This is a genomic window from Methanohalophilus sp. WG1-DM (assembly GCF_004104135.1).
GTDB classification, from domain to species: Archaea; Halobacteriota; Methanosarcinia; order Methanosarcinales; family Methanosarcinaceae; genus Methanohalophilus; species Methanohalophilus euhalobius.
Genome location: NZ_RRBA01000013.1, coordinates 26,137 through 45,994, shown reverse-complemented (window position 1 = coordinate 45,994; position 19,858 = coordinate 26,137). Strand labels below are relative to the sequence as shown.

General features: G+C 41.6%; 18 protein-coding genes and 2 pseudogenes. 12 read left to right on the top strand and 8 right to left on the bottom strand.

What is annotated here, in order from left to right; genetic code table 11:
- Positions 1-575, top strand: a pseudogene (locus CI957_RS08635) (IS1634 family transposase); the annotation flags it as partial.
- A gap of 177 nt (positions 576-752) precedes the next feature.
- Positions 753-902 (top strand): hypothetical protein, encoded by a 150-nt coding sequence (locus CI957_RS10685; protein ID WP_164909077.1) that lies wholly within the window; start codon positions 753-755, stop codon positions 900-902.
- Here the strand turns inward: CI957_RS10685 and surE are convergent, their stop codons facing one another.
- The 4 genes from surE to CI957_RS08615 all read right to left on the bottom strand — a co-directional run bounded on the left by surE (position 903) and on the right by CI957_RS08615 (position 4,199).
- The gene (gene surE, locus CI957_RS08630) at positions 903-1,691 is read right to left on the bottom strand and encodes a 5'/3'-nucleotidase SurE (RefSeq protein ID WP_394328815.1); all 789 of its coding nucleotides are present in this window, start codon (positions 1,689-1,691) and stop codon (positions 903-905) included.
- Positions 1,692-1,740: 49 nt separating this feature from the next.
- Positions 1,741-2,220: a hypothetical protein gene (locus CI957_RS08625; RefSeq protein ID WP_096712600.1), complete on the bottom strand. Its 480-nt coding sequence runs from the start codon at positions 2,218-2,220 to the stop codon at positions 1,741-1,743.
- Positions 2,217-3,815 (bottom strand): BCCT family transporter, encoded by a 1,599-nt coding sequence (locus tag CI957_RS08620; protein WP_128754653.1) that lies wholly within the window; start codon positions 3,813-3,815, stop codon positions 2,217-2,219. The genes CI957_RS08625 and CI957_RS08620 overlap by 4 nt, the downstream gene beginning before the upstream one ends.
- A 108-nt stretch (positions 3,816-3,923) precedes the next feature.
- Positions 3,924-4,199: a hypothetical protein gene (locus CI957_RS08615; RefSeq protein WP_128754652.1), complete on the bottom strand. Its 276-nt coding sequence runs from the start codon at positions 4,197-4,199 to the stop codon at positions 3,924-3,926.
- A gap of 247 nt (positions 4,200-4,446) precedes the next feature.
- Here CI957_RS08615 and alaS point away from each other — a divergent pair, with 247 nt between their 5' ends.
- The 7 genes and pseudogenes from alaS to CI957_RS08580 all read left to right on the top strand — a co-directional run bounded on the left by alaS (position 4,447) and on the right by CI957_RS08580 (position 13,913).
- Positions 4,447-7,221: an alanine--tRNA ligase gene (alaS, locus tag CI957_RS08610; RefSeq protein ID WP_096712603.1), complete on the top strand. Its 2,775-nt coding sequence runs from the start codon at positions 4,447-4,449 to the stop codon at positions 7,219-7,221.
- 98 nt (positions 7,222-7,319) lie between these two features.
- Positions 7,320-8,387 (top strand): response regulator transcription factor, encoded by a 1,068-nt coding sequence (locus CI957_RS08605; RefSeq protein WP_128754651.1) that lies wholly within the window; start codon positions 7,320-7,322, stop codon positions 8,385-8,387.
- Between the two features lie 136 nt (positions 8,388-8,523).
- A complete protein-coding gene (locus tag CI957_RS08600) occupies positions 8,524-8,778 on the top strand; it encodes a hypothetical protein (RefSeq protein WP_128754650.1) in 255 nt (84 codons plus the stop codon).
- Between the two features lie 336 nt (positions 8,779-9,114).
- A pseudogene (tnpA, locus tag CI957_RS11245) lies at positions 9,115-9,365 on the top strand (IS200/IS605 family transposase).
- Positions 9,365-10,624, top strand: a complete 1,260-nt coding sequence (locus CI957_RS08590; protein WP_128754649.1) for an RNA-guided endonuclease TnpB family protein — start codon at positions 9,365-9,367, stop codon at positions 10,622-10,624. The pseudogene tnpA and the gene CI957_RS08590 overlap by 1 nt, the downstream one beginning before the upstream one ends.
- 121 nt (positions 10,625-10,745) lie before the next feature.
- Positions 10,746-13,343, top strand: a complete 2,598-nt coding sequence (locus tag CI957_RS08585; protein ID WP_128754648.1) for a valine--tRNA ligase — start codon at positions 10,746-10,748, stop codon at positions 13,341-13,343.
- Positions 13,344-13,391: 48 nt separating this feature from the next.
- On the top strand, positions 13,392-13,913 hold the full coding sequence (locus CI957_RS08580; protein ID WP_128754647.1) for a universal stress protein: 522 nt from the start codon (positions 13,392-13,394) through the stop codon (positions 13,911-13,913).
- Here CI957_RS08580 and CI957_RS08575 read toward each other — a convergent pair.
- The 3 genes from CI957_RS08575 to thiD all read right to left on the bottom strand — a co-directional run bounded on the left by CI957_RS08575 (position 13,906) and on the right by thiD (position 17,273).
- The gene (locus tag CI957_RS08575; RefSeq protein WP_096712608.1) at positions 13,906-14,547 is read right to left on the bottom strand and encodes a MarC family protein; all 642 of its coding nucleotides are present in this window, start codon (positions 14,545-14,547) and stop codon (positions 13,906-13,908) included. The two genes, CI957_RS08580 and CI957_RS08575, sit on opposite strands and share 8 nt — an antisense overlap.
- A gap of 51 nt (positions 14,548-14,598) precedes the next feature.
- Positions 14,599-15,879 carry a mechanosensitive ion channel family protein gene (locus CI957_RS08570; protein ID WP_096712609.1) on the bottom strand — a complete coding sequence of 427 codons (1,281 nt, stop codon included), beginning with the start codon at positions 15,877-15,879 and terminating at the stop codon, positions 14,599-14,601.
- Between the two features lie 65 nt (positions 15,880-15,944).
- Positions 15,945-17,273 carry a bifunctional hydroxymethylpyrimidine kinase/phosphomethylpyrimidine kinase gene (gene thiD, locus CI957_RS08565; protein ID WP_105460725.1) on the bottom strand — a complete coding sequence of 443 codons (1,329 nt, stop codon included), beginning with the start codon at positions 17,271-17,273 and terminating at the stop codon, positions 15,945-15,947.
- Between the two features lie 165 nt (positions 17,274-17,438).
- Here thiD and CI957_RS08560 point away from each other — a divergent pair, with 165 nt between their 5' ends.
- The 3 genes from CI957_RS08560 (at position 17,439) to purF (ending at position 19,348) form a co-directional block, all read left to right on the top strand.
- Positions 17,439-17,657, top strand: a complete 219-nt coding sequence (locus tag CI957_RS08560; RefSeq protein ID WP_072358970.1) for an LSm family protein — start codon at positions 17,439-17,441, stop codon at positions 17,655-17,657.
- A gap of 79 nt (positions 17,658-17,736) precedes the next feature.
- Positions 17,737-17,907: a 50S ribosomal protein L37e gene (locus CI957_RS08555; RefSeq protein ID WP_072358969.1), complete on the top strand. Its 171-nt coding sequence runs from the start codon at positions 17,737-17,739 to the stop codon at positions 17,905-17,907.
- Positions 17,908-17,935: 28 nt separating this feature from the next.
- Positions 17,936-19,348, top strand: coding sequence for an amidophosphoribosyltransferase (purF, locus tag CI957_RS08550; protein WP_096712611.1), 1,413 nt, complete (start codon positions 17,936-17,938; stop codon positions 19,346-19,348).
- On the opposite strand, the gene CI957_RS08545 is transcribed toward purF, so the two are convergent.
- On the bottom strand, positions 19,335-19,781 hold the full coding sequence (locus tag CI957_RS08545) for a phosphatase PAP2 family protein (protein ID WP_096712612.1): 447 nt from the start codon (positions 19,779-19,781) through the stop codon (positions 19,335-19,337). The two genes, purF and CI957_RS08545, sit on opposite strands and share 14 nt — an antisense overlap.
- Between the last annotated feature and the right edge of the window lie 77 nt (positions 19,782-19,858).

Sequence of the window (19,858 nt, the reverse complement as noted above, 5' to 3'; positions counted from 1 at the left end):
TTCCAGAGCAAGAAAGGTTATGAGGCAGATAAAACAGGCAAAAGATATACAGAAATCCATTGATAAGAATAAGAAACTGCCCAAGAGATTCAGGATCAACAATGCACTTGTTGATGTAACTTATTCTTTGCAGACAAAACTGGCGGATATGGATGAAAAAGAGTGTATCAAACTACTGGAGGAGAAGGTGATTACAGGTAGAGAAGGATTTTTCTGTCTGAAATCAAGCAGGAATTTGACACTAAAACAGGCTCTTTCTACATATAGGAAGAAGGATTCTATTGAGAAAATCATCAACTCGCTGAAGAATGAGATTGAGATCAAACCATTGCGAGTGTGGACGGATGCTAGCGTTTGGAGCTGTGATTATTGGATTCATTGCGCAATTGTTCATATCACTGATGCGATATGAGTACGATGAACTCAAATCTAAGTCTACAAAATTCATTAAAAATAGCTTATTGAATTTGACAGTTACCGTGGATTACATGAGAAATAAGGCAAAAAGATACATTTACGCTAATTTTGATGCAATAAATACACTGATTTTAAGGCAAAAAGGGATGAAATCGTAGAAATTGACTTGAATTATTTAATACTGTCAAATGGGTTTTCCTGACAAAAAAGTGAAATTTTTAGGTTGGAAGAGGAGACGGTTTCTTCAGCAAGGAGTGAATACTGTCAAACTTGGGATACAAAGAATAATAAATATTGGAATCCATTCTATATGCACAAAAAGGGAAGTGTCAAAAATGAAAGTCGAACTTAATGTTGATGGTAAAAATATAGAAATAAACGATTTTGTACAGAAATTCCTGGGAAAAACTGCGGCTGCGGCTGCAGAAAGTCTGCATGGTGTCGACCCAACCTGGAAAGAGATCGACATCCACATCAAAAAATAATCAAAATAATTTTTCTATTTCCGAGTTGTCCACCCTGGAAGTCGAATCCAGACTCAGAGGTGTTATCGATATGTGCCCCTTCTGGGTAACGGCATGTACATCGGTACCTTCTTCACCCTCTGGTATCGGGTCGCCTGCAAGCCAGTAATATGGCCTGCCCCTGGGATCATGGCGCTCTTCGACTTCCATATTGAAAAACTTTCTTGCAAGGCGGGTGATCTCGATCTCGGTATCTTCTTTCACATCATGCGGCAGGTTTACATTCAATATATCCACGTTTTCAGGCAGCCCGTGTTCCAGGACCTTTTTCGCAATCCGGTTCACTACCCTGATACCGACCTCGAAATCATGTTCATAATCCCGCAGGTCATCGAATTTGAGACCCTGTTCTATGACCTGGATGGAAACTGCAATTGCAGGGATGCCATAACTTGCACCTTCCAGTGCCGCACCCACGGTTCCTGAGGTAGTCGCGGTATCCGTACTGATATTTTCCCCGATATTGAATCCCGACACAATAAGGTCGGGTTTTTCCTTCATAACCGAAAATATCCCCAGTATCACTGAATCAGTGGGAGTACCGCCTATTGCATAAGCATCCACGCCATCTATCTTTGTACGGTTCATCCGCAGGGGCTCAAAAATAGAAATTGACCGCCCTACACCGCTTTTCTGGAAAGCCGGTGCAGCAATCGTCACATCGCCCAGTGAATCCACACTTTTGTAAGCAGCACGTATTCCCGCAGAATACACACCGTCATCATTGGTAAGCAGAATTTTTTTCGACATGGAAAGCCAGATTGACCTTAAGGGTTTTAAAGGTAATGAATTGAAAAAATCAGTAATTGATCCATTTTGAGTATTCGTCGACAAAACATTCTATGATATCTTGCCGGGTCAGATTCTCTATATCATATTCATGGACAGTACCGTTGCGAAGTAATATTTCCACCTTACGGATACGTGGCTGCTCTTCATCTGCATGTGCCGGAAAAGCAAAACCGGCCTTTTGATAGGCCCTGCCCCTTATTTCAAAATAGAATTCTTCAACCTGTTCATCTGGTTTTTTGACGGAGGGGACATAAACTGTCAGAGAGGCGGAGTTCATCCCGGTATCATCCACATTGACCTCAACCGTTCTGCCATATTTTTCAATTTCCTTTTTCAGGTCGTCATAGGCAGGAAATACCACATGTTTGAAAAAATCCCTCATATTGAGTTCTGCAAACCTGACATGCATTTCCTCCGTAGTCCTTTCCCCGGAATTTTTCTTTTCCGCCTGAAAAATATCCCGCAATTTTTGTTCCCACATGTTCATTTGGACCCGCCTTTGAAAAGTTCTCCTACCAGTTGTTTAGCTCTATTATCTGATGTATTTTCCGGCGGTTTTTTCTCCGAATCTATGACCCTGTAGCTATCAGACTCGGTTTTTAATCCCTTCGATACACTGTAACACATCAGAATTAAAACGACACAGAATGGCAGAGCTGTGGTAAGGGCAGCTGTTTGCAACCCCACAAGCCCCCCGGTCAACAGAAGAACAGCTGCAACAGCACCCTGAAGCAGGGACCAGAATAGCCTCAGGGGAATTGCTGGTTTGGGATCTCCCCCTGAGGAAAGGATGGAAATAACAAGGGAACCCGAATCAGACGATGTAACAAAGAAAGTCATTACGACAATCGTTGCAAGAGCAGAACTTAGCAATGAACCCGGCAATTTATCCAGCAGGACATAAAGGGCCGTCGGAATACTTGTCTGGACAGCATTTACAATACCACCGTTACCAAACACCTCCATATGAATTGCCGTGTTACCAAAGACGATAATCCAGATGAAAGTTACAATTGCAGGAACAAGCAGTACTCCCCTGATAAATTCCCTGATTGTGCGCCCCCGGGATACACGTGCAATGAACATGCCAACAAAGGGTGACCAGGAGATCCACCAACCCCAGTAGAACATGGTCCACATTTTCTGCCATTCCAGACCAGTGAAGGCATCGGTCTGGAAAGTAAGGTAAACAATGTTTTGCAAATAGTAACCTATACTTTGTACAAATGAACTCAAAAGGAAAACAGAGGGACCTACGATAAAGACGAATATGACAAGGGCAAGACCCAGCAGGATATTAACCTGACTCAATATACGTATTCCCCTGTTCAGACCTGATATCACAGAAGTAGTGGCTGCAAGAGTTATGAATACAATCAGCAAAATCTGGTTATTTATAGACACCGACATCAGACCAAGATAATCCATTCCTGCATTAATCTGCATTACACCCAGACCCAGTGAAGTGGCAACACCAAACAATGTGCCAAAGATGGCCAGCACTTCTACAATGTTTCCACGTATTCCATATATCCTGTCACCAAACAACGGATACATTGTAGAGCGAATTGTCAGCGGCATATCATGCCTGTAGGAAAAATATGCAAGCGAAAGCCCCACCACAGTATATATTGCCCAGGCATGAAGCCCCCAGTGGAAAAAAGAGAGGTTCACCGCTTCAACTGCCGCCTCAATCGTCCCGGGTGCAGCATCCCGGGGAGAAGCGAAATGAAGAATTGGTTCTGCGACACTATAGAAAAGCAGCCCTATGCCCATACCTGCACTGAAAAGCATTGCAAACCAGGTGGTATCTTTATATTCCGGCCGATCCGAATCCTTGCCCAACCGGATGGATCCATAGGGACTGAAATATAGCCAGATAACAAATAGGAGGAAAAATGCAACTGAGAGAATGTAGAACCAGCCAAAGTTTACTACAATCGTATTTTGGAATGTTTCAAAAATTTCAGATAATCTTTTTGTAAAAAAGACCCCAATCGACACGAAAAATAATACCAGAACTGCCGATACATAAAAAACATGAGGATTTACCTGAAACCCGGGACTTGCCTTTATCTGCATGTTGCCTCCTATCTATATAATAGACTGGCACAGAGACAAGTTATAAAAAAGTTTTGATTATGTATTTACTGATTCGCATAAAAAGGAGGTAAGAAAAATAAGAAGAATTCAATCATCCATAGAAAAGGGAGTTACTAACTTTGCATAATTAACTTCATGAATATTCTCATTTTCGGAAATGTCGCTCACAAACTGGGCTCCGTTAACTTCATAGTCACCCATTCCATAGGTAGTTTCAAATTCTTCTTCCGCTGCAACAGGATCACAGAGATATATTTGGAGTTGCCCACTTGGATCAAGGAATACTGAAGGATGAACACCGGTTTTTTCGTAATCTTCTACTGCGCTCCTGAAAACCATTGACATGTAATTAATAGTCTGCATTAATATCATCTCCTAAATAGAAGAATCTACTTATGGACATTGATATAACCTGAATGTACACAAATTGCTCATAGATAAGCTTATTAATGTATGCTTGTGTTCAAAAAATATGATGAAATAAATATAAATATCAAATAATAATTAGTTGAGAAGGTGTATATATGAGAAATATTTTTAAACATGGGGGCATTAGGCATAAGAATCTGAGGCTCTATTGTTACGATTAACTATTCAATTTGGGATTATTATGCTTGAAGAGGAATACGATATAAATTTCTTCTACGAAAACGGTTTTATCAGAAAACAGTGCCAAAAATGTGGCAGTTATTTCTGGACCCGTGACAGAGACAGGGATACATGCGGAGATGCACCCTGTGACCCATATTCATTCATCGGCAACCCCGTCTTCAAGAAAAAGTTTAATCTTGCACAGATGAGGGAGTTTTATCTTAGTTACTTTGAGAAAAATGGACACACACGTATTGAAAGATACCCTGTGATAGCACGCTGGAGAAATGATATCTATCTTACTATCGCCTCCATAGCAGATTTCCAGCCCTTTGTAACTTCCGGACAGGTTGCCCCTCCTGCAAACCCTCTCACAATATCACAACCATGCATCCGCCTTTCTGACCTGGATGCGGTCGGAAGAAGTGGTCGTCATCTGACTACCTTTGAGATGATGGCACATCACGCATTCAACAAAAAGGATAATGAGATCTACTGGAAAGACCGGACAGTACAGCTCTGTGACGGCCTGCTCAACGAACTTGGAGTAGACCCATTTGCTGTAACCTACAAAGAAGAACCCTGGGCAGGTGGCGGAAACGCCGGTGCCTGTGTTGAAGTTCTTATAGGTGGCCTGGAAGTGGCAACCCTTGTGTTTATGAATCTCCAGCAATCCAAAGACGGAGATATCGTGATTAAAGGTGATACTTACAGGAAAATGGACAATTACATCGTGGACACAGGGTACGGGTTGGAAAGGCTGGTATGGGCATCCCAGGGAACCCCTACTGTATATGATGCTATATTCCCGGAAGTTGTCGGGGAACTTATGGAACTGGCAGGTGTGGAACATCGGCTGGAAGATGAAGATTATGCAAATATTTTATCCCAGAACGCCCGGCTTGCAGGCCTGATGGATGTAAGCGAAAAAGCAAACCTGCTGGAATTGCGCAAACAGGTAGCTTCAAACATAGGAATTACTGCTGATAAACTGGGCACCATAATGGAGCCCGTGGAAACGGCATATGCCATTGCAGACCATGCCCGTTGTATAACATTTATGCTGGGTGACGGAATAATACCTTCAAATGTCAAAGCAGGATATCTTGCAAGACTTGTGATCAGACGTACAATGAAGATGATGCAGGACCTTGGCATCACAATCCCGTTATCTGACATTATACAGATGCACATCAACCATCTCCCCGAATACCCTGAATTCGCCGACAGATTTGATATAATAAACGACATACTGGATAACGAAGAAAAGAAATTCCAGGAAACCCTGCAGCGTGGGAAGAAACTCATACAAAAATCTGCAAAGCACTACAAGAAAAAGGGAGAAAAAATGCCTCTTGACACTGTTATAGACATGTATGACAGTCATGGCATACCGGCTGAGATATCCAAAGAAGCTGCCTCTGAAGTAGGAGTGGAAATCGAACTACCCGATAATTTTTACTCCCTTGTCGCTGAGCGGCACAGCAAATCCGTACAGGAAGAGGAAAAAGAAATCCCCTATGCAGATCATCTCAAGAAACTCCCCCCTACAAAACGGCTTTTCTACGATGAGCCAAACAGAATGGAATTCGAAGCTGTTGTTCTTGATGTTTTTGACAATAATATAGTGCTCGACAGCACACTTCTCTATCCTGAAGGAGGGGGACAGCCGCCAGACCATGGCACATTCATGGTAGATGATGCCTTACTCAAAGTAATCGATGTCCAGATATTTAACGGGGTGGTCACCCATACCATAGAAGAAATCGAAGATGAACTCCATATTCGAAAAGGAGATATGGTTACGGGAAAAGTGGATGAAAAACGTCGTATGGCACATGCAAGAAATCATACTGCAACCCATATAATAAATGATGCAGCGCGGCAGGTGCTGGGAGACCATATATGGCAGGCAGGTGCACAGAAATTCGTCGACCGCGCCAGGCTTGATCTTTCTCATTACAAAAGGATTGCTCCTGAGGAACTCAATGAGATTGAGATGATTGCAAACCAGATGGTAATGGAGAACAAACGAGTAATTAGCGAGTGGATGGATCGCAGTACCGCCGAAAAAAGATACGGATTTAGCCTTTATCAGGGCGGAGTACCACCAGGGGACCGCATTCGCGTATTGCATGTAGGAAGCGATATTGAAGCCTGTGCTGGGACTCACTGCACCTTTACCGGTCAGGTTGGCCCCATCAAAATCCTGAAGACAGAACGGATACAGGATGGAGTGGAACGTATTGAATATGCAGCAGGCGAAGCTGCTGTTGTAGCTTTCCAGGCAAGGGATAAACTTCTCAGAAGTTCTGCAGAAACATTGAGGGTATCTACCGAGCAGCTACCGTCAACCATTGAACGTTTCTTCACTGAATGGAAAGAATTTAAGAAAGAAAATACCCGGCTCAAGAAAGAACTGGCAGAATCCCGCGTAAATCACTTAATTGAAAATGCTGAACATCTAAAGGATATTCGCTTTATAAGTTCAAGAGTCGACGGTGCAGATGCCGATGAACTTACCCGAATGGCAGGAGAACTTGCTTCAAGTGACGATATTGTTGCATTACTCTTAAGTGATCATGAAGGTGTCAAGATCGCAGCTGCTGCGGGTGACAGTGCAGTTTCAAAAGGGGTTAACGTAGGAAACATCGTACGTAAAATAGCAAGTCTAACCGGCGGAGGCGGAGGAGGTAAACCTTCAATGGCACGTGGCGGAGGTCAGGATAGTGCAAAGATTGACGAAGGACTTGCATTGGGTCGCCGGATGGTAGAAGAGCAACTCAGGGATTAATCATCAAACAGGTTTGGGACTTATTATAATGTGAACAGAAGTCCCAAACATTAATATTCTAAAACACCAAATAGAGATATCAGGAGGAGTAGAGGGAAATGTCCGGCGAAGATACCGCAGAGATTATGGATACTTTTCGTGAAGGACTTGCCGACAAAACTACTGTTTTTCTGGCTCCTGCAAGTGTATCCAGTGAAAGGTTAATCTATTTTTATATTCATTCCATACTCGAAAATGATGATCAAAAGAATATAATATGGCTCTGCCTGAAAAACTCAAGAGACAAAGTGATAGCTAATTTTAGAGATTACGGGATGGGAATTGACAACTATCTGGATAGAATGTGGTTTATAGATATTGAAGATCCTTCAAAAGAGGAAAAAGAAAACACCCTTTACTATTCTTCTCAGACCGATTATATGAAAATCGGGTCACATACATCTAAACTATTTTCTGAAATGCCCGGGTCAACAATGGTCATTGATGACATGAACATCCTTTCAAAGGATAATCTCCAGGTTGTTGAAAATTTCCTGAAATACGTCATGTCAAATGTCCACCAGCATGAAGGAAGCGCTGTATCAATGCTCAATAAAGGTTCTGCTGGTGAAAAAGAAGGAACTTTGGTATCCTTTTTCGATGTTGTAATAGATGCCTCGGATACAGGAGAGATGCATGTTGAAATGGGACTGAATAGTCTTGATGTGAAATACGTAGTAGACAAGGGAAAAATCAATCTATACTATATCCAGAAAAAGGTCAAAAAAGAAAGACTCAAAATACTTATTGTAGATGATGAACCCGATATTCCTGATCTTTTGAAATTGTCCCTTAAAGATGAACCCTACGATTTTTTAGTTGCATATAACGGGAAAGATGCCATTGAAATTGCAAGAGAAGAACTCCCCGACCTTATATTACTGGATATAATGATGCCTGATATGGACGGTTATGAGGTCGTTGAGACCCTGAAAAAGAAAAGGGACACAAGAGACATTGCAATTATCATGATTACAGCCAAAACAAAAGTAGATGACAAACTAAAGGGAATGGAACTGGGTATCGATGATTATATTTCAAAACCCTTTGACAAAAGAGAAGTTAATGCCCGTATTAAGATGGTTATGAAACGTTTTGGCTGGAAACCCCCTGAAGAAAAGGAATGATTTACTCAACTTTCCTTTTGTAGCTTTTGTAATTTGAATATTATAACTACAACCATCAAAAACATTAATTTTAAAAGCTCTGGTAACCGCAACAAGTTGCAGGCCATACCTGATAAAAAAGTACCCAGGTGACAGGATGAAAAAAGAAAAATCATTATATCGCAACCCATATCTTATAGCAGTACTCTATATCATTGCAATTCTTTTTCTGTATACGGTATACCGTGATCTGATAGCTATAGCTGTTGGCGGGATATTTATTACCATTTTTGGCCTGATGTACGGAGTGCAGGAACATGACAGAGATCTTATATTTTACTCCGGTCTATTTTTATCCGCATCCATCGTGGCAATAATCATAGCAGGTACCTTTGTTTCAGTCATTGTATAACTTAAATTGAGTTCACCAAATCATACTTTGTGGCCATGCTATTCTATAGAAGCCACTATTACACATAAGCAAACCTTTAACCCAACAGGCGTGAAGGCCCCTTCCGTTAGGTAGGGGATGAAAGCCGTGCTATAATAATATAATTGTATAAGTTATTTGTAGTTATAAGCTTATATATGTAACTATGAACAACAAACTGGATACAGGTAGCCATTCTGTATATTCACTGCAATATCATTTTGTACAATGTGTAAAATATAGAAGAGATGCTTTGGTGAATCCTCTCGTAGTTGATTGTTTGAAAAAACTATATACAATATAAGTGCAAACTTTGAAGTGGAAGTCCTAAATATCGAATGTGATAAAGACCATTTTCATATGATATTCAAAGCAAAACAAACATTGGATATACCTAAATATATCAATTCAATCAAAACAATTTCATCAAGAGAGATTAGATGGAATTTTCCAGAAGTAAAAGAGAAGTTGGGAAAGATGCATTCTGGTCAAGATCATATTTCTTGGCTACGACAGGACAGGTTACGCTGGATGTTTTGAAAAGATATGTTGATAATCAGGGGAAATAATGCAATTAACAAAAAAATACAAAATTCATCCAACTGAATTACAAAAAGAAATGCTTTGGGAGTTATCCAATGCATGTACATCTCTTTATAATATTGCATTATCTGAAAGAAAAGACTCATGGAAAAATGATAAAAAATCCATTTCATATACAAAACAGCAGAACGATTTGCCACAAATTAAAGAAGCAAATCCTGATATAAATGTTCTTTATTCTAAAACATGTCAGATGGTTTTGCGTAAATTAGATGCCAATTATAAATCGTTTTTTGGACTTCACAAAAACGGTGACAAAAAAGCAAGACCACCTAAATTTAGAAGTCGTAAATACTTTTTTACAATAACATATAATCAGAGTGGTTTCAAAGTAGTTGGAAATATAATTAAATTCTCACATAAAATAAATAATGATGATTTGATAATTGATATTGAACATGATATATCAAATTTGAAGATTAAACAAATCGAAATATTCAATGAAGATAAAAAGGGTAATGGAGATTTTTTTGTTGCCCTTTCCTATGAACCTGAAATCAATGTACCTTATGTTCAAAACCATAAATTTCAAGCCATTGATTTAGGGATTACCAAAACGATTACTGCGATAAATGATAAAGGGAAATTTTTTGAAATAAACAATCCACGATATGATTTATATTGGGATTCTAAAATCAGTGCAGTTCAATCAAGACGTGACCATTGCAAAAAATACAGTAAAAAATGGCATCGATTAAACAAAACTATTAGTACTATGGTAAGTAAGAAAAACAATCAAATAAAAGATTGGCAACACAAAACCACCAAAAAAATGTTAGAAAACACAAAAGCCAATACAATTATTGTAGGCAAACTTAACGTTAAAAATATGGGTAAATCAAAATCAAGATCATTGAACCGCTCTACACAAAATAATGGTTATTTATCACGTTTCATCGAATTTCTCACCTATAAAGCAGAGTTTATAGGTAAAAAAGTAGTTAAAATTGATGAAAGTTATACGTCAAAAACATGTTATGTTTGTGGAAAACAACATGATATGCCATTATATAGACGTGATATGACATGTGATTGTGGTAACGTTATTGATAGAGATAGAAATAGTGCTATCAATATCATGATACGTTTCCTATCACAGAATGCCATTTGGACAGGCTATGAGCATTTTGCTCATAATCTACGACAAACAGGGTTATTGACATTTGATGTATTCCAAATACATCCAATGAATGATATAACAACTCGTGGGAATCTCCATGCATAAGCGTGGAGTAGTTCAATATAAGATCAGACAAGATGTTGTTCGAGATTTGCCGGACATACACATATTATGCCATCCGGTACTGAATATCAAACTTATTTATCATAATTATCGGAGTGTCCTGATGACGATCCCTAAAGAATATAACCCCCAAGAAGTGGAAAAAAGATGGCAGAATGCCTGGGACATGTCAATGTACCATTTTGATTGGGAAGATGAGAATAAACCCCAGTATATAATAGATACCCCGCCTCCCTATCCTACAGGCAATTTCCATATTGGAAATTCCCTTAACTGGTGTTACATCGATTTTGTTGCAAGATACAAACGCATGCAGGGATTCAATGTTATGTTCCCACAGGGATGGGACTGTCACGGCCTTCCCACCGAGGTGAAGGTGGAAGAGATACATGGCATTACTAAAAACCAGGTCCCAAGAGCTGAATTCAGGAAGCTCTGTGAAGAACTTACAATCGGAAATATAGAGAAAATGCGCCAGACAATGCGCATGCTGGGTTTCTCGGTGGATTGGAGTAATGAATTCATCACGATGAAACCCGAATACTTCGTGAAAACACAGCGCTCCTTTGTCCAGATGCAAAAGCAGGGACGTATTTATCAGGCCGACCATCCGGTGAACTGGTGTCCGCGCTGCGAAACAGCTATTGCCTTTGCGGAAGTCGAATATGAAGCAAGGGACACAAAACTGAACTATTTGAACTTTGATAAAGTCAAAATCGCCACCACAAGACCTGAATTGTTGGCTGCCTGTGTGGCTGTGGCAATCAATCCCGATGATGAAAGGTATAAAGAAAACATTGGTGAAAATGTAAAAGTACCTTTATTTGACCATGAAGTGCCTGTAATCGCTGACAAAGAGGTCGATCCGGAATTCGGTACAGGTGTGGTAATGATATGCACCTTCGGTGACAAACAGGATGTACGCTGGTGGATCGAGCACAACCTACCTCTGCGTAAGGCTATTGACCGGAATGGCTTTATGACAGGTATTGCCGGCAAATATGAAGGAATGAAATCTTCAGAATGCAAGGATGCAATCATTAGGGATCTCAAAGAGCAGGGTTACCTGTACGATCAGGACAGCCTTGATCAGAATGTGGGAATGTGCTGGCGTTGCAACACACCGATAGAAATCCTTTCTGAAAGGCAATGGTTTGTCAAAATTGAAAATGATAAAATCCTTGAGACTGCAAATGAGATCAACTGGATTCCCGACTACATGAAGATACGTCTGGAGAACTGGACAAACACCATGGAATGGGATTGGTGTATATCCAGACAGCGTATTTTTGCCACCCCCATACCTGTGTGGTACTGCAAAAAATGTGGAAAATCCCTGATTGCAGAAGAGGACTGGTTGCCTCTTGATCCCACACAGACAAAACCTCCAATATCCTGTGAATGTGGTTCGACTGATTTTGAAGGTGAAGAAGATGTACTGGATACCTGGATGGACTCATCCCTGACAGCCCTGCATGTTACAGGCTGGCTTACAGATCATGAAATGAGATCACCTGCACAGCTGCGACCCCAGGGTCACGATATTATCCGCACGTGGGCATTTTACAGCATACTGCGCTCCAAAGCCCTTCAGGATTCCAAGCCATGGGATTCTATCATGATAAATGGAATGGTACTCGGAGAAGACGGACACAAGATGAGCAAATCCCGGGGCAACATCATTTCTCCGGAAGAGGTCGTTGACCAGTACAGTGCGGATGCGTTCCGCCAGTGGGCTGCAATCGGAGGTTCTACTGGTTCTGATGTAATGTTTAGATGGAAAGACGTGGTATCAGGGTCCAGATACTTTAACAAAATGTGGAGTATCTTCCGCTTTTCAATGTCCCATCTGGAAGAAGTGTTACCCGACATCCCTGAAGTTGCCACATCCAGCCTGGGCACAGTGGATCGTTGGCTGCTCAGCAAACTCAACAGGCTGATAATTTCAGTAACCAAAAATATGGATAACTATCAGTTCGACGAAGCCTGCAAATCCATACGCGGATTTGCCTGGGAAACCCTTGCAGACAACTATATCGAACTTGTTAAAGCCAGACTATATGGAGAGGATGAAACTTCAAAGAGAGCAGCTCGTTACACCCTCCACACAACTCTGGAAACTCTGACCCGCATGCTTGCACCCTTTGCGCCTTTCTTTGCAGAGGAAGTTTATTCCCATATTTCTACAGGCAGCGTCCACCAAACAAAATGGCCCTCTGCACACAGGGAAATGATCGATGAAACTTCTGAGAAGCAGGGTGAAATAATAAAAGACCTCGCAAGCAGTATCCGCAGGTATAAATCCGATTCAGGGATGGCTCTGAATGCTCCTCTCAAGAAGATCGAGATATATTCTGTAATGGATGATGTTACCGATCTTGAGGGAGCTACAAATTCCGCGGTGGAAGTTATAGAAGGAAAACCCGAATTTGAACATGTGCCTGTGGATGTGAAACCCAACATGGGCATTATCGGACCAAAATTCCGCAAACAGGCTGGCAGTATCATCACTACCCTGAAAAGCATGGATGCATCCCGGGTTGCACAGATGAAGGAATCCGGATCCATTGATATTGAAGTTGATGGAGAAAAAATAAGTCTGGAACCTGAAAGTGTGGAAATAATAAAAGAAGTGACGTCTGCAGGCAGGACAGTGGATGTTATTGAAGTCAGCGATGTAATGGCCGTAATATTGCGCTGAATTAGCTATTTATTGGAGTACTCCCCTTGTTTCTATGGGGGAATACCAATGGTCTATAACACTATATTGATAACTACCGACGGTTCTGAAAATGCCCGAAAAGCCGTGCAATCGGGGATAGAACTAGCAAATGCGTTTGGTTCAAAGGTATATGCACTTTATGTAATGGAAATGAATCCTGTAGGCATGACCAGGGAAGCAATACACAGGGATTGGAAAACAGCAATGCAGGTCTCACTTCCAGAACACATATCTCCGGCCCAGTGGCGCGAATTTGCAAAGATTGCCGACGAGAACTGGAGAATAGAGCGCAAGAAACATCTCGAGGAAAAAGCAGAAAATATTCTTTCCTACGTAGAAGAACTCGGGAAAAATAAGGGCGTAGATGTCGAAAAAGTACATATCGAAGGCAAACCTGCAAATGAGGTCCTTGATTTTGCCTCCGATAAGAACGTAGACCTGATTGTAATGGGCACATTGGGCATGGGTTCTGACGGGACATTCCGGCTGGGACGTGTAGCAGAAAGAGTGATCCATAATGCCAGCTGTGATGTAATGTCGGTCAGGTAATTCCTGCAAGGTTACTGTATATATTCCACACACCATGAGTTACAAAATCCACCGCAAGAGCTGCAAGGAAAAGCCCGAGCAGTCTGGTGATAACATGTGCTCCGGTGTATCCTATTAATTTATAGAGACGGCGGGAATAATATAGAGTCACAAAGCATATGCCAAATGTCAGCAGAATTGCCAGCAATACCACTAGTTTATAGGAAATTAAAGGGGAGGTACCTGAAAGCACGACTACGGTTGTGATTGTTGCAGGCCCCGTCATCAATGGAAGGGCAATGGGAAATATCCAGACATCATCACGGCTGAGGGATTCATGAATTTCCTCTTCAGTTACACTTTCCCCGGATACTTTTGAGAGCAGCATATCAAAGGCTACCTTGAACAGCAATATTCCACCAGCCACCCTCAGGGAATCTACACTAATCCCGAAAACATTGAGGATGCCGTGACCGGTAACGGCAAAGAAAATGCATATCGCACAGGAAAGAAGGGTGGCACGGGTTGCTATACTGTTTTTTTCTTCCTGCGTCATGCTGCTTGTTAGAGAGATGAACGTTACGACTACTCCGATCGGACTCACTATAATGAAGATGCTAACAAAGGAGTAGATAAAGAATGATACAACGTCCATATCCGGTCACTATAGCAATCTGGTATTTAAAAGTGATCCTAAATAAGTTATTTAATTAACATCATTTTCACTGACAGATTCTTTACTTTCTGATAAACCGTAAGATTTTTTGTCCTCAATCTCACAGGACTCGGATTCCATTATTTTCACCATTTGGTTATAATCCTCAAGAATGCTGTCCATGATGGAACTGAGGTGTTCAAGCACCTTGGAGTGAAGCAGGCCTTCGGGCGATGATTCCATTTCTCCCGGTTCCGGGGCTTTTTCCAGTGCCTCAACAATCTGCTCTATGTTGCCCAAGCGATCCTTTATAGAAGACCAATTATTCTGCTGGATTTCGGCAGATTCTTCGGGAAGGCAGGAAATTTGTTTTTCCACTTTTGCCTTTTTATTATCAAAATATTCCAGCGTTTTTCTGGCCTTTTCCAGCATTTCAGCTTCTATAGCCTTATCAAAAATAATTTCTTCGGTGGATACTTCAGGAATATAGTCCCTATCTGGACGGAATTCCTCCTCATTCTCCTTTTTTTCCGGTAGAGGAGGAATGAATCGTTTGCCATTATTCATGACTCTCTGGTTCATGAATGTAGGAGATACAATTTCAATATCCATTCTATGAAGGGAGTCCAGCACTTCCTTCTTAAAATTAGAACGATCAGTTAGCAAGGCTTTAGTCTCTTTCAGCAGACCTCCCACCTTGTAGGTGACGGAGAAATCCCCCAGCTCAAGAACATGTACGAAAGGATCTTCCAGGCCTGCCTCATCAGCCGCCTTGAGAAGGGCTGTTTCAATATCCTGCCGGCATATATCATAACCCAGTGAAACGTTAGTAGAGATTATAGTTCCCGACGAGCGTATGGTAGTCAGGGGGTTGGACATTATTTTCAGGTTTGGCACGGTGATCAGGTCACGATCTTCTGACTGAATTCGTGTGTAGAGTATGGTTTTGTCCGTCACTCTGCCAAAGATTTCACCGCTTCTTATATAATCACCCACATTGAATGGCTTGATGAGCCGAACCATTATACCGGACATTCCATTTGAAACAAAAGTGGTAGAAGAAAGAGCTACCGTAGCACCAACAATAATACCTATCGCACTTACAATGATCTGTTTTGAATCACTGGATATCGGCAGGGAAAATATAACCAGCATCATACCCAGGAATGTTATAAGGGTAAAGAAAAGATTCCTTATGAAAGGGTCACCTTTGAAAACCAAAGATTTTTTGAAAAGATACTGGAGCAGCAGGATCACCAGCAATGTCAATATAACTATGATTATCGTCAAATAAAAATCATCGGCCCCTACTGCGATACAATATTCCTCCATTAATACTGGAAATAACAAATATTAGGTATAAATCTGTACTTACTTATACCTATACCCAAAACCGATCAGTTAATTCGTTCGACTATTCGCAGGGCCATCTCCACCACATCTGTAGCATTCTTGCCAAGCAGTCTTATCATGGGTTCTTTTCCGACATCGCCTTCATCATATATGATTTCAGGAACCTTACCATATTTTTCTATTGCATAAGCCGTGCCCCAATCCATTGTACTCACATCGGAAGGCTCGTCCTTGCGTTCAAAGGAAGCAATGCCAAAGCCCATCTGGCTGCAGGCAGCAAGTATCTCCTTACTGTACTTAACATTCAGGCATGCCCTGATTTCAGGATTGGAATGTATAGCAGCAAGTACCACTCTTCCAACATGTTTACTGGCACCAAACCCAACACACCCTGATGCCACAGGCCTGCCTTTTGAACGGGTTATACGACCGTGTACGCCGGCTACGTCGGATATTGTTTCCGCCTCGGGAGTTGCCATGGCAATATTGCACCCTACCTCGGGGATGAGTTTTGAAAAAGCCTTTTCCGAAAGCAAGAGATCCAGGGCCTCGGTAGTATTCACAAAAGTATGGTATTTTGCAGCTGAATTACGCAGAAAAGCAAGCGGATCTACCGGGGATACACCCATTCCAACATCGGTACTTCTGGAAATGGCATTTTCTACAAATCTTTTGGCACACCTTGCAGCCTCGGGCACTCTCAATTCATTTGAGAGATAAACAAGCAAAGCCGCCGAATAGGTACACCCGGAACCATGAGTTCCCCCTTCAACAAATCGACTTGATATTGTTGTAAATGTGTCATTGTGGGATTCGTAGACAAGATCCGAAGCATCAAAATGGCCTCCTGTGATTATTACATTATCCACACCGTGTTTTGCTATCCTGCGAGCTGCTTTCTGCCCGTCTTCCCAGGTGTTTATCGTAACTCCTGACAGGGCTTTTGCCTCATATATGTTGGGAGTTACAACAAAAGCCAGAGGCAACAATGTTTCTTTCAGGGTATTAAGCGCAGATTCAGCAAGCAAGGTGCCTCCGGCCTCGGCAGCCATTACAGGATCCACAACCAGTTTAAGACGATGCTTCTTTACCTCAGATGCAACCGCATCGATAATTTCAGGAGAAGAAAGCATTCCTGTTTTTGCCCACTTTACATCCATATCCGTACATACCGCATAAATCTGAGAGGATATGTGGGATAGAGGCACCTCCGTTGAATCCTGCAGTCCCATTGTGTTCTGGGAGGTGATGCATGTAACGGCGCATGTGGGATGCATTCCCAGTGCCGAAAAGGTACGAATGTCTGCTTCTATACCGGCACCGCCGCCGGAATCCGAACCTGCTATCGTAAGGGCTACCTTTGTATTGCTCATATAATTCCACCTGATGATAATTTCTTTGACTGATGCAGAATATCTGCGATACCTTTATATATAGTATTTGCACCATGAGAGATTTACATTATTGCATGCAAACACCCAATTAAATTCGTATGGGTAACTTAGATTTAAATATTTATACCTACGGGGCAATTCAATATGGGAAACAGACCTCTGGATATACTGAACAACGCATTAAACACAGCCGTAATCGTAAGATTGAAAGGTGCAAGAGAATTTCGTGGAACACTTCAGGGATATGACGTTCACATGAATCTGGTACTGGATGAAGCTGAAGAAATCAAGGAAGGAGAAATAGTCCGCAAGATTGGCAGCGTTGTTGTCCGTGGCGATAATGTTGTATATGTATCTCCGTAACCTATAAGAATAATCAGGGCAATCAATGGTACCCTTCAAAATACTGATTACTACTATCCATATTACAAGGTGATAAATAATGTCAAAAGGTACTCCCTCAAGAGGAAAAAGACAGAAACGTACACATGCTAAATGCAGACGTTGTGGTAGCGTATCTCTTAACATCCATACCAAACAGTGCACATCATGCGGATTTGGTAAGACTTCACGTATGAGAAGTTACAAGTGGCAGCGCAAGTGCAAATACTGATTACTCTTATTCTTTTGCTGAGGTGCAAATGAAGGAAGAATGCGGTGTTGTAGGGATTTTACTGGATGATACAAAATCCCAATCAAAAACCGCCGCACTTCAGATTTACTATTCTCTCTATGCACTACAGCACAGGGGCCAGGAATCCACCGGCATTACTGTTTACAATGGTGGTTCAACCCATTCGCTGAAAGGGATGGGTCTTGTCCCGGAAGTTTATACAATGGAAGACATTGTTAAACTTGTAGGCCATGTGGGAATCGGTCATGTCCGCTATTCCACAACGGGCCAGTCACGCATAGAAAATTGCCAGCCCCTAATTGTGAATTACAAAAGTGGTACTGTAGCTATTGCTCATAATGGCAACCTGATAAACGGCAGCGACCTGCGGGACGAACTGGAATCAGAAGGCAGGATTTTCATTACCGATTCTGACACCGAAGTTGTTGCCCACCTTCTTGTCAAGGAACTGCTAAAGCATGGACCTGTAGAATCTATCAAGAATGTAATGAAAAGGCTTAAGGGGTCATATTCCCTGGCCATAATGATCGATAACCTCCTGGTAGCCGCCAGGGACCCCCTTGGAATCAAACCTCTCTGCATAGGAAAAACTGACCTTGGGCTGGTAGTTGCATCCGAAAGTGTGGCCATTGATACATTAAACGGCAAACTTATCCGGGATGTAAAACCCGGCGAAGTCATTGTATTAAAAGATGGTCAAGTGGAAAGCCATCAGGTATACAATACCACACATGCGGCACATTGTGTTTTTGAATATATTTATTTTGCAAGACCTGATTCTGTAATTGATGGGCAGCTCGTCTACAAAGTAAGGGAACGTATTGGCAGGGAACTTGCAAAAGAACATCCTGTAGAAGCAGACATTATTTCCCCTGTGCCTGACTCGGGCATAACTTCTGCTGTCGGGTATACCAGGGAATCAGGCATCCAGTATCAGGAAGGCTTGATGAAAAATCGTTATATTGGCAGGACCTTCATTCTTCCGGGCCAGGAAATGAGGGAAACAGCCGTCAGGCTCAAGATGAACACTATTGCAGAAAACATAGAGGACAAAAGGGTAATACTCATCGATGACAGTGTTGTAAGGGGAACTACTTCCCGAAGAATCATCAATATGATAAAAGACTCCGGTGCCAGAGAAGTACACGCCAGAATTGGGAGCCCAGCTATAATTGCCCCCTGTTATATGGGTATTGATATGGCTACCCGTGAGGAATTAATTGCGGCCAACAACAAAGTAGAAAATATTTGTAATACCATAAACGCAGATTCCCTGGGCTATCTAAGTATCGACGGACTGGTCAGAGCCATAGGTCTTGACAAAGAAGATCTATGTATGGGATGTCTGACAGAAGTATATCCACTGGAAATTCCCGGGGAAAAATGCCAGTGCAGGCAAACCCGGCTTAATCAATTCTAAACCTTTTTACTTTTCTTACAAATGCAGGATACAAAAGCAAACCTGCATAACCCAGAATAATACCTGCTATTGCACCTGCTATAACATCCGAAGGATAATGTACACCCACCACTATCCGGCTGATACCCATCATTATGGCAAATATCCAGAATAAATAACTTGATTTGCCTGAAACTGGATGCAAAAAACTGGCAGTTCCAAAAGCCAGTGCTGTGTGACTGCTGGGAAAAGAATAACCGGCTGCATCCACAAGGATACGTCCGGTTTCTGGCCTGGGGACCATGAATAATGATTTAATCCAATAAACAAGCAGCCATATTATGAACAAAAGTGACAAGTAATAGACTGCATAGGATTTACCTTTAAATATATATAGAAATGCAGCGATTAACAACCATATAAACAGGTTTCCCGCTATTGTCAGGGGGACCATAATAAAATCAAGAGCCTGAATGGAATTTATGTAATGAAATAATTGTAAATCAAATTCCTAAAATGGCATTGATATAA

Coding starts and splice junctions, on each gene's coding strand:
- CI957_RS08575 (WP_096712608.1), bottom strand. CDS start 14,547: ATGGACGTTGTATCATTCTTTATCTACTCCTTTGTTAGCATCTTCATT.
- CI957_RS10685 (WP_164909077.1), top strand. CDS start 753: ATGAAAGTCGAACTTAATGTTGATGGTAAAAATATAGAAATAAACGAT.
- CI957_RS08545 (WP_096712612.1), bottom strand. CDS start 19,781: ATGGTCCCCCTGACAATAGCGGGAAACCTGTTTATATGGTTGTTAATC.
- CI957_RS08620 (WP_128754653.1), bottom strand. CDS start 3,815: ATGCAGATAAAGGCAAGTCCCGGGTTTCAGGTAAATCCTCATGTTTTT.
- CI957_RS08600 (WP_128754650.1), top strand. CDS start 8,524: ATGAAAAAAGAAAAATCATTATATCGCAACCCATATCTTATAGCAGTA.
- CI957_RS08585 (WP_128754648.1), top strand. CDS start 10,746: ATGACGATCCCTAAAGAATATAACCCCCAAGAAGTGGAAAAAAGATGG.
- surE (WP_394328815.1), bottom strand. CDS start 1,691: ATGTCGAAAAAAATTCTGCTTACCAATGATGACGGTGTGTATTCTGCG.
- purF (WP_096712611.1), top strand. CDS start 17,936: ATGAAGGAAGAATGCGGTGTTGTAGGGATTTTACTGGATGATACAAAA.
- CI957_RS08615 (WP_128754652.1), bottom strand. CDS start 4,199: ATGCAGACTATTAATTACATGTCAATGGTTTTCAGGAGCGCAGTAGAA.
- CI957_RS08625 (WP_096712600.1), bottom strand. CDS start 2,220: ATGAACATGTGGGAACAAAAATTGCGGGATATTTTTCAGGCGGAAAAG.
- CI957_RS08580 (WP_128754647.1), top strand. CDS start 13,392: ATGGTCTATAACACTATATTGATAACTACCGACGGTTCTGAAAATGCC.
- thiD (WP_105460725.1), bottom strand. CDS start 17,273: ATGAGCAATACAAAGGTAGCCCTTACGATAGCAGGTTCGGATTCCGGC.
- CI957_RS08590 (WP_128754649.1), top strand. CDS start 9,365: ATGCAATTAACAAAAAAATACAAAATTCATCCAACTGAATTACAAAAA.
- CI957_RS08605 (WP_128754651.1), top strand. CDS start 7,320: ATGTCCGGCGAAGATACCGCAGAGATTATGGATACTTTTCGTGAAGGA.
- CI957_RS08570 (WP_096712609.1), bottom strand. CDS start 15,879: ATGGAGGAATATTGTATCGCAGTAGGGGCCGATGATTTTTATTTGACG.
- alaS (WP_096712603.1), top strand. CDS start 4,447: ATGCTTGAAGAGGAATACGATATAAATTTCTTCTACGAAAACGGTTTT.
- CI957_RS08555 (WP_072358969.1), top strand. CDS start 17,737: ATGTCAAAAGGTACTCCCTCAAGAGGAAAAAGACAGAAACGTACACAT.
- CI957_RS08560 (WP_072358970.1), top strand. CDS start 17,439: ATGGGAAACAGACCTCTGGATATACTGAACAACGCATTAAACACAGCC.